Source organism: Acaryochloris sp. IP29b_bin.137, assembly GCF_028285745.1.
Classification (GTDB): Bacteria; Cyanobacteriota; Cyanobacteriia; order Thermosynechococcales; family Thermosynechococcaceae; genus Acaryochloris.
In genome coordinates this window covers 1-9,189 of sequence record NZ_JANQOP010000217.1, presented here as the reverse complement: position 1 = coordinate 9,189, position 9,189 = coordinate 1, and the positions used below count along the sequence as shown (strand labels likewise).

Here is a 9,189-nt window from a genome sequence, read left to right as displayed (position 1 = left end):
TCTGTCTAATGCCCTCACAATGCAGTAGGTCTCTTGGGTGTCTCGACAGCGGCAAACATGCAAACAACTGGTGAGGCATCGCTTCTCTAAATCAGGGGAATCAGCTATTGCTCGTTCGGCAAAAGAATTCCGTAACGCTCTTCCCGGCATCCCCACGGGACTAGGAACTAGGACCACATCTTCGGGATGGGCGTGGAGGTGAAACTCCTTGTACCGAAGATCGGCATCACATTCATCCGTGGTGATAAATCGCGTGCCCATCTGAACGCCGCTGGCTCCCAATGCCAGCATCCAGTCAATATCCGTTCGGTCCCAGACACCGCCTGCTGCAATTACGGGAATCTCTTCCCTGATTTCCGATTGGAGATAGTTGGTAAGCTCAGGAATCACCTGTTTCGCTGCTAGGCGAGGGCTATTGAGATCTTCTAGTTTGGCTCCCAAGTGCCCCCCTGCCGTTTGGGGATTTTCGACAATGAAGGCATCGGGCAGACGGTGATGTTGGCGCTGCCACTTTTGACAGATAAGTCTAGCGGCGCGCGTAGTGGACACAATTGGAACTAGCGCAACTTCAGCATGATCCTGGGTATAGGCAGGCAATCCGAGAGGCAACCCTGCGCCCGCAATAATTAAATTGGCTCCATGTTCGACAGCAGTGCGAACCAGGGTCTCGTAATCCTGGGCAGCGACCATGATGTTGATGCCAATGATGCCTTCTGGGCTGAGAATACGGGCTGAGTTTAATTCATCAATGAGGGCTAATCGATTGGCTTCAAAAAATTGTTCCCTTCTGTTGCGTCCCGCTTTCTGGTTTGGGTCGAAGTAGGGGGAGTTCAGCCCTAGACCCACGGCGGAGATAATGCCGATACCACCTGCATTGGCGACAGCAGCAGCCAGTTTTGCCCCAGAGATGCGGATGCCCATCCCTCCTTGAATAATGGGATAGCGAGCTGTATATTGGCCAATTTGAAGGGCGGGAAGAGTCGTCATATTTTTTTCCTCATTAGGTTCAGAAATTGAAGTTCTGTCTCAAGAGTTGGAACCCTCGCTTGATTTAATAGTGCGTCGCAGACAAACCACCAGCTCTCACCCAACGTCATCGATCTGATCTTGGGGTTGGCTCAGATTGTTTTTTTGATTTTTATGAGTTTCATTCTTCCTCGAACGACTCAACTGACCGTGGTAACCCGTAAGGATCCGACGTCCATCAGGAAGGACATGGATCTCCAGTTGATTACTCGCCCAAGTGATGTTGTCCTTGAAGGCTGGATTGAAGATATGAATGCGCTGATTGCTGGACGCAACAGGAGAATCGGGAGAGTGAATTTTTAGTATTTCTATAAATGGTCCATCAATGAGAATATCCAACTGGTCCAGCAGATCTTGGGCACCAAGTGGAGCAGATTCTTCTTGTAACTGCTCCAGCGTAAATCCCGTAAATGACATCACATTTAGCCCCGCAGCTTTGACCTTGTGGGCCAATTCAGTGAGTGCAGACGCTTGCCAGAAAGGCTCACCACCAGAAAAAGTAACGCCTTCATTGCGGGGATTGCTGAGAATCTTCTGGGCCAGGATGTCCACAGCTGTTAACTGGTTGATTTCAAACGACCATGAATCAGGATTGAAACAACCCGGACAGGCCCGATGGCACCCTTGGACCCAGACAACGGCTCGACAGCCGGGACCATTCACTTCAGATTCATCAACATATCCCATGATGTTCAGATATCCCGGAGGAATATCCACGAGAGCTATGGGTGGCAGGTTATTCTGTATATTCATGGTTTTAGCTACCGATAGATGAGCGGTGTAAGGTTCATCTGGAGTTACGGCTTAGACCAAGCGGAAAAGACTGCCCAACAAGGCCAGAATCTCCCTTTCAGGCTCTGACTATGCTCCACTCAGCACTCAACCGTTAGGTACAAATCCAGGTCGAGTAGATAACCTCTTGGATCAATTATTTAGTCGCTACCATAGCCCTACAATGCATACTGGGCTGATTGTTGAGTATTGGAAATCGACTTCAGACGTGGCTCAAGACACGACCCATGACGGAAAAGGACTTCAGGAAAGGGCCAACCATGCGCGGATCTTTAATCATCGAGCTGTAATCGCCCACCTCAAACTTGAGCTTGCCGCTCATGTAGGCCATGCTTAGCCCCATCATGCTTAAACCCTTGGCTTGCCATTTTTGCCAGTCCTTTGGGGTAGCCCGCAAGTCCCAGTTCAGGGCTTGGTTGGTATAGGGACCCGCTTTGATCGCCCAGCCATTCTCTACTGTGAGAACACCCGTCGGGGTAGCCGTATTGGTGAAACCATAGCCGATGGTGGAATTAAAATTAATGCGTTCTAGTGTATCAGTCAACTCGGGCTCAGCATTCCACTGTTCCAGGTAGGCTTGCATCCACTCAGGTGAGAAAAGTTCATTCATCAATTGACCTCCATTAGCTACTACGAGCTTTAGGTATAACTAGGTTGAACCAATGGTGAAGCACTAGTCAGACTGCACTCTTTGGTGCATTTATTCGGTTCAACACTTTAGGTATAAGCAGCCACCGCTTGCCATTCTTGAATCACATCAGGCGAAATATCCAGTACCACCGTTGAGCCACTCGTAGTTGGCAAAGATAATTGCAGTGGAATCACCTCTGACAATTGGGGCAAAATTGGTTGCAAATCATACTGACCAACATTAGAAGCCAGTAGGCTGTCTGGAGAGATTTCTTGGGTCACATCAGTGGCAGTGAACGTTTGCTCTAAAGATGTTCTCAGGGTTAAAGGATGGGGATGCTCCACCTCGACAGCACCGGGAAAGCCAACCAATCGCAGGTTGAGACTCACCTCCCCATTGGGACGGATGCGTTTAAACGCGATTGCCTGCCAACTCAACTCATTGCGATCCTTTAAGGTCTGTCGGGACTGGTAGAGCATTTGGTTCGCACTCTCTTCCTGTTGCACTATTAGGGCCAAAGCGGGTGGGGCTGTGAAACGCCCTATCCCCAGCAGTACCAGGAAGACCATAACCCCCAATAACAGGAACCAAGACAGCGTTTTGCGAATGTGACATCCCATCCTTCAGAATCCTCCTATAATTGACAGCCACGAGAGCACAGATCCTTACTGAGCTGCTCTCCAAGGACTTCTGCCATTGCCTCTATTTCTGCCCATGCCTTTACCTCGTCCCATCCCTCTCCAAGCGGGCATACCGTTTTCATCTCTGAGGTCAATGTTGGTGTCCCCAGATTTCACTTTGGCGGCAATGAGGGTGGGGGAACTAGCATCAGTAACTTTAGAGCCAGTGACTTCGACGGGATCTCCAGACTTGAGATTAAATTGCTGCTCATCAAGATACCAAGATGGCCCTAAATGGACATCTACCGTTTCATCCGACGTTTCCACGGATAAATGCACTCCCTTTCCAGAGCGCCGACCTTGACTAGCAACCTGATCAACACGAACAATCTTGCCACTAATCGTTTCAACAGTATCAGGATTGAAGTCTCTTGGTCTTTGGGAAGTAAGGTGGTGGCCAGGTGACGATTTTGGCATTCCCTGGGCATAGACCGGAGCAGCGATTATCGCACCGACCAAAAGGGCAATTGATATCGAAATTAGAATCCATTTCATTAGAGTTTCCTCCTTTCCTTTATAGATTGAGAAAAATATGGCTAAGTCATTAACAGGCTGGGCAAGGACAGTATCAGACTTATAAAGCTTGAGTCCGTATTACAACCTCAGACGTCTCAGGTGCCATATCGAAGGTTGAAATCGGTGCTAAAGTGCAACCTACTTCAATTATACAGTTAAATAACTATATAGCAGTATAACGATATATTGAACACAATCTTTGTGTCTGTACTGACGCTATTTCATGCGAAACTCAACACTCAAAACTCTTGCAACTTTTAACTCACTTGGAGAGCTGTTCCGTTCTCAAGCTTGGGACTGGGATTGACAATTATGCGATCTCCCTTCTCCAGTCCCGAATAGACTTCCACAGATTTACTCGTAATCTGCCCCATGGTAATGGGATTAAACTGGGCTTGGTGATCTACGACTTTGAATACCCCTGTGACCCCAAATTGCTTGACTAGCGCGTCTTCAGGAATCATGAGGCCCTGACGGGCAGTAGTATTTTGACGAGTAGTGGCTCTGAACTGCAACCGACCAAACATACCTGGCAGCAAGTCTTGGGTCGTCTTCAAGGCGACCTTAACGGTAAAATTCCGAGATCTCGGATCGGCAGCAGGGATGATTTGGCTAATGCGACCAGCGATCTGGCGATTGAGTGCATCGATTTGGACTGAGACGGACTGGCCCCGTTGAATCTGCCCCACAAGCGATTCAGGAACATCAACACTCAGTCTGAGTTGTCCGCTGCGTTCCAACTTCACAATCGATTCGCCGGGACCTGCCATTGCCCCCACTTCGGTATATTTATGTGTGATTACGCCTGAGAAGGGAGCAATCACCGTCCCATAGTCAAGGTTGGCTTGAGCTTGCTTGACTTCGGCTTGGGTTTGTTCAACTTGGGCTTGAGCCTGACGGATTTGAGCTTGGGCCTGATTCACGGCAGATTGGGCTTGCTTCACCGTTGTGCGGGATTGAGTCAGACCTGCTTTCGCTTGACTGATGCGGGCCTGAATCACTGACAAGCGGGTATTTGCCTCATCTAGGCGAGATTGACTTACCGCTCCCTCGCGGCGTAGCATGGCCATCCTCTTTTGATGGAGTTGGGCATCCGCGAGTTCGGCTTGCGCTTCGGTCAGTTGGGCTTGAGACTCTTGGACACGGGCTTGGGCCTGATTTTTTTGAGCTAGGGCAGTCAGTTTTGCTGATTGGGCAATACTGACCGCTGATTGAGCTTGAGGAATCGCAGCAGTGGCTTGCTGCTGTTGGGCTTGGATATCGCGGACGTCGATTTCAGCAATCCGTTGTCCAGCTTGAACGACATCGCCTTCTCGGACTGGCAGTTGCCGAATTTGGCCCATCACTCGACTGGTGAGGGTGACCGTTTCAGCCGATTCAACGGTACCCGTGAGGGTCCGATTTACGACTATGGGGCGTTGAGTGGCGATCGCAGTTTTCACTACTACAGGTGTACTGGCAGCAGCGGGTGTTTCCTCAGGTAGACGCCTATTTAGTAATAGCCAGGCAGTACTACTTGTCATCGTAAACAGTAGGGCAAGCAATCCCCAGCGTTTGAGTTGTGAAGGGGTGACTAAAGACTTTACTTTAGGAGAGATAAAATTCATTGCGATTCCTCTACAACCTCCATCTGAGATTTTTCGGGTTCTGAAGTTGTCAGAGCCTGTTGAGCCCGATGGCAGAGGCTCAGAACCTCCGGTGCAACAATGCGGTAGTAGCGCCATATTCCCTTTTTGCGGCAGGCGACTACTCCAGCATCTTTCATCAGCCGCAAATGTTTAGAGGCATTGGCCTGATGCAAACCCGTCTGTTGGCAAATGTCTTGCACACTCCGTTCTTGATTACAGAGGGTGGATAAAATCTGCAAGCGAGTGGGTTCACCCAGGATTTTGAAATGTTGTGCCAACTGCTCCAGATCATGAGGATGAATAGTCATGACCATTGCCTCCTGTGGTCAAGTAGCGAGCCTTCAATGACTCAGGACATCCTTGGGGACAGTGTGAGGTTCTGGCACTGCTTCTAACAGAGATAGACCCACAGCCTTTAAACCTAAGCGCTCAAACCAAGGAACAGCAGACCCCCAACGCATTTTGGCCAGGAAATAGCGCTCAAAAGCTGTTTTCATCCAACCGACCCAGCGACCGCCTAGCGTTATAGCACGGCGTCGCTGCCCCGTCTCTGGATCAGGTAAAACGGGGTCGGCCAAAAAGAGTAATCCCGTGTCTCCAAAATCCGCAAAGCAAATCGCTTCTAAGGTGGGCGCGACAGGGGGTGAAAAGACTGCCCCTAGCTCCAATGCAATGTTGTGGGCTACAGCCATCCCCATAGCCTCGACCATTTGCCCTGTCTTTGGCACCCCAATGGGAATGGGGGTTACCTCTGGAGGGGCCAAATGGGTCACGACACCTGCACCGTAGACTGACGGGAAAACGGGATGTCGATAGGTAGGCAATACGGGAATAAACCCCTTGGCATCCCCCAAACCTGCTGCCTCGCGGACAAATCGTGGACCCCGAAACGGAGGGAGCAGCATCGCATACCGGAAGGGTAGTGTATGACCGTTCGCTAAGTAAATGTCCTGGGAAGTGATGCGAGTGATGGCTGAATTTTCCATGACTTCCACCTCTCTTTTGGCCATCAACTGGGTTACCAGTTGACTAGAGTTGGCCATCCCCCCAATCCCCAGATGCCCCGCATAGGGTTCTGGCGTCACAAAGGTAATGGGAACCTGGTCACGCAATCCCTGCTGACGAAGAATATAATCCGCTAACAAGGCAAACTCATAGGCGGGGCCAAAGCAGCTTGCCCCAGGGACTGCACCGACGACCAAGGGGCCTGGATTTTTCAACAAATCTTGCCAAGCAGCATTGGCCATTAAGGCATGGTGAGGATTGCAGACCGATTGGGTAAATCCATTGTCGGGTCCCAATCCGGGTACGGCATCTAACGCTAACTCAGCCCCCGTAGCGATAACCACATAGTCATAGTCCAACGATTGAGAGTTAGTGTGGACGGTTTGAGTATGAGGATTAAGCTGGGTCACTGCTTCGGGTAGCCATTCAATTCCCCGTTTCGTCACCAGCTCCTCCACCTCTAGCTGAACCTGCTCCAGTGGCGTCAAACCCAGACCCACCCAAGGTAGGGAAGGAAGAAAGGTGAATTTGGGCGTGTTGGAAAGGAGTGTAATTTTTTGTTGGCGGGGTAACAGATACCTCAGTTCGTAAGCAGTCGGCAACCCAGCCAGCCCAGCACCAATGACAACAATATGGGCCATATTTATTCCTCCCGAAAGGATGGGTCTTAAAAAAGCTTTTAGTCAAATTTGTGAACTAGCTGCAAATTTTATCTTGAGCTTTATATACTATATAACTAACTAATGATATAGTCAAATTATTTTAGCTTTGTCTTCAATCCTAGTCTTAGAACCAACCTTACTCGAACTTAGATGTGACTGCACTTGTTGAATACAACATTCTGTCTCTAATTTACATAGAAGGGGCTAGAGCTATCAGAAGGCAATGATACTGTTCTAGATTTGCTTTCCTATTTTGTCTTCTATCCAAAGATAGATTCATGTATATAGCTAAATAGCTATACTATTAATCAGCTGAAGTACAGTTATAGAATGAGCTTTTTTTCAGGTGGCTTTTTGATATTGCAGTAGAGCTGGGACGCTAATTAATAGAAAAACTTAGACATAGACTGATAGTTTATGCCCATAGTTCTACAGACCATGCACTAAGCTCATTCCTAGCGTGGATAACGCTCAAATACTCTCCCAGTATACATTTTTCTGATACAAAGCAATATCTTTATCCCTTAGCATCACATAAAAACACCTTGCTGCTTTAATTGCTAATTAGTTATATAATCATAAATATGAAATTTTAATCAATTCCTCGATCTACACATCTAGGAGGAAGTAACCATGTCTACGAATGTTGGAATTGTTGACCGTCTGTTACGCCTGAGCTTGGGAGGGCTTTTGCTTTATCTAGGGCTTGGGGTTTATGGCGGTACAGCTTTAGGCGTTGGCTTAGCGATCTTTTCCGCTATCCCAGCACTCACTGCCCTTGTCGGCGTTTGCCCTCTCTATGGCTTGCTGGGTATCAAAACCTGTCAGTCATAAGGGGTAAGGACTAACCATTTGACTGCTTTGAACAAAACCTCACCCTGAAAAAATCACTTTACCGTTACGGAGGTATATACATGGTGGATGATAGTCTTCCCTTTGAATCTTCCTTAAGCTCCAAGAGCGATTCTCCCCTTGAAGAGGCGTCTCCCGTCCATCCGATTGATGACAAACTTTTGATAGAAAGTCCATCAATGTCGCGACGGCAACTGCTCAATTTTCTGACGGGCTCCGTGGTCGCCATCACAGCCGTATCGGTCTTATACCCTGGGGCTAAATTTTTCATTCCCCCTTCTGAAGAGAACGACAGTGGTGCCGTTCTCGCCAAGGACATTCACGGTAAACCCATCCCCGCCCAACAAGTTTTAGCAAATCCACCGGGGACCCGTGCCCTGATTGCGGGCCTTGCGGGAGAGCCCACCTATTTAACGGTTCAAGATGATGGCACGCTATCTGAGATGGGAGTGGTAGACAACTGCACCCACCTCGGCTGTACCTTTCCCTGGAATGAGGTGGATCAACAGTTCCAATGTCCCTGTCATGGGTCTCGATTTGCCCCTGATGGTTCGGTGCAACGGGGTCCAGCGAACAGACCACTGAAGTTATCTCGGGTTTGGGTAGACGGAGATGCAATCTGGATTGCGCCCTGGAACGACATTGATCCACGAACGGGTGAAACACCTTGGTGGGTGAAAAATCCCAACCCCTCTCAACCCACTGATGCTGCTAAAACGGAGCTTGCCAAAGAAATGATCCAACTGAATGAGTCTTTGAGTGTCGCCACGACACAGTTAAGTCCAAATCAACTGAAGCAGGCAGCCCAAGCGGGATATCGATCTGTATTGAATTTGAGATCACCCAATGAACCTGGCTTTCTAGACAATGAACAGCAATTGGTGGAAAGCGCAGGACTGCAGTATGCCCATATTCCCGTCAATCCAGCCCAGATCACGGATCCGTTAACCGATCAAGTGCTGGCAACGATAGGCCAGTTGCCGAAACCCATCTTAATTCATTGCAAAACTGGTGTGAGATCCGGGGCAATGGCGTTGATATTTATGGCCCTGAATGAGGGGATGACGGCAGATAGGGTGTTATCAATCAGCAAGGCAGTGGGCATCAACTTAGATGCTCAACCGCAAATCAAGCAGTTCGTCCTCGATTATATTTCTGCCCACAGTCCTACCCGCACCACCGTTTAGCGGACTACCCCAATACAACTAAGGCTATGTCTTTGGGGCAGTGAGCACCTTAGTAAAACGAGAAATCAACAAGAAAGGATGCGCTTACCTCTCAACCAGGCGGAGTGTGGATGGCCTTTGGGGATGACAAGGGTTTCACAATGTGGTCTGAATCAGTGATAGCGCCCTCATGCCTCTCTGGTAATTGAGTCGTTTATGGGGTTTCAGTTG

At 49.0% G+C, this 9,189-nt stretch carries 10 protein-coding genes; 2 read left to right on the top strand and 8 right to left on the bottom strand.

Translation table 11 applies throughout. The features are described 5' to 3' along the window. From Q0991_RS15115 to Q0991_RS15080, 8 genes are all read right to left on the bottom strand, one after another. On the bottom strand, positions 1 to 987 hold a 987-nt coding region (locus Q0991_RS15115), incomplete at its 3' end, for a nitronate monooxygenase family protein (RefSeq protein WP_299489655.1). A 96-nt stretch (positions 988 to 1,083) separates the two neighbouring features. Then, positions 1,084 to 1,779 carry a 4Fe-4S single cluster domain-containing protein gene (locus Q0991_RS15110; RefSeq protein ID WP_299489653.1) on the bottom strand — a complete coding sequence of 232 codons (696 nt, stop codon included), beginning with the start codon at positions 1,777 to 1,779 and terminating at the stop codon, positions 1,084 to 1,086. A gap of 241 nt (positions 1,780 to 2,020) precedes the next feature. Continuing rightward, positions 2,021 to 2,428 (bottom strand): SCP-2 sterol transfer family protein, encoded by a 408-nt coding sequence (locus Q0991_RS15105; protein WP_299489651.1) that lies wholly within the window; start codon positions 2,426 to 2,428, stop codon positions 2,021 to 2,023. Positions 2,429 to 2,535: 107 nt separating this feature from the next. Continuing rightward, complete coding sequence (locus tag Q0991_RS15100) at positions 2,536 to 3,069, bottom strand: DUF3122 domain-containing protein (RefSeq protein WP_299489649.1); 534 nt, start codon at positions 3,067 to 3,069, stop codon at positions 2,536 to 2,538. A gap of 45 nt (positions 3,070 to 3,114) precedes the next feature. Beyond that, positions 3,115 to 3,624 carry a hypothetical protein gene (locus Q0991_RS15095; RefSeq protein WP_299489648.1) on the bottom strand — a complete coding sequence of 170 codons (510 nt, stop codon included), beginning with the start codon at positions 3,622 to 3,624 and terminating at the stop codon, positions 3,115 to 3,117. A gap of 278 nt (positions 3,625 to 3,902) precedes the next feature. Next, complete coding sequence (locus Q0991_RS15090) at positions 3,903 to 5,252, bottom strand: efflux RND transporter periplasmic adaptor subunit (protein WP_299489646.1); 1,350 nt, start codon at positions 5,250 to 5,252, stop codon at positions 3,903 to 3,905. Beyond that, positions 5,249 to 5,581: a metalloregulator ArsR/SmtB family transcription factor gene (locus Q0991_RS15085; RefSeq protein WP_010480380.1), complete on the bottom strand. Its 333-nt coding sequence runs from the start codon at positions 5,579 to 5,581 to the stop codon at positions 5,249 to 5,251. Before Q0991_RS15085 ends, Q0991_RS15090 begins: the two co-directional genes overlap by 4 nt. 33 nt (positions 5,582 to 5,614) lie before the next feature. After that, positions 5,615 to 6,919: an FAD/NAD(P)-binding oxidoreductase gene (locus Q0991_RS15080; RefSeq protein ID WP_299489643.1), complete on the bottom strand. Its 1,305-nt coding sequence runs from the start codon at positions 6,917 to 6,919 to the stop codon at positions 5,615 to 5,617. Positions 6,920 to 7,573: 654 nt separating this feature from the next. Here Q0991_RS15080 and Q0991_RS15075 point away from each other — a divergent pair. Both Q0991_RS15075 and petC read left to right on the top strand, forming a co-directional pair. Next, positions 7,574 to 7,774, top strand: a complete 201-nt coding sequence (locus tag Q0991_RS15075) for a DUF2892 domain-containing protein (protein WP_299489641.1) — start codon at positions 7,574 to 7,576, stop codon at positions 7,772 to 7,774. Positions 7,775 to 7,854: 80 nt separating this feature from the next. After that, positions 7,855 to 8,979, top strand: coding sequence for a cytochrome b6-f complex iron-sulfur subunit (gene petC / locus Q0991_RS25200; protein ID WP_366524968.1), 1,125 nt, complete (start codon positions 7,855 to 7,857; stop codon positions 8,977 to 8,979). Positions 8,980 to 9,189 lie beyond the last annotated feature (210 nt).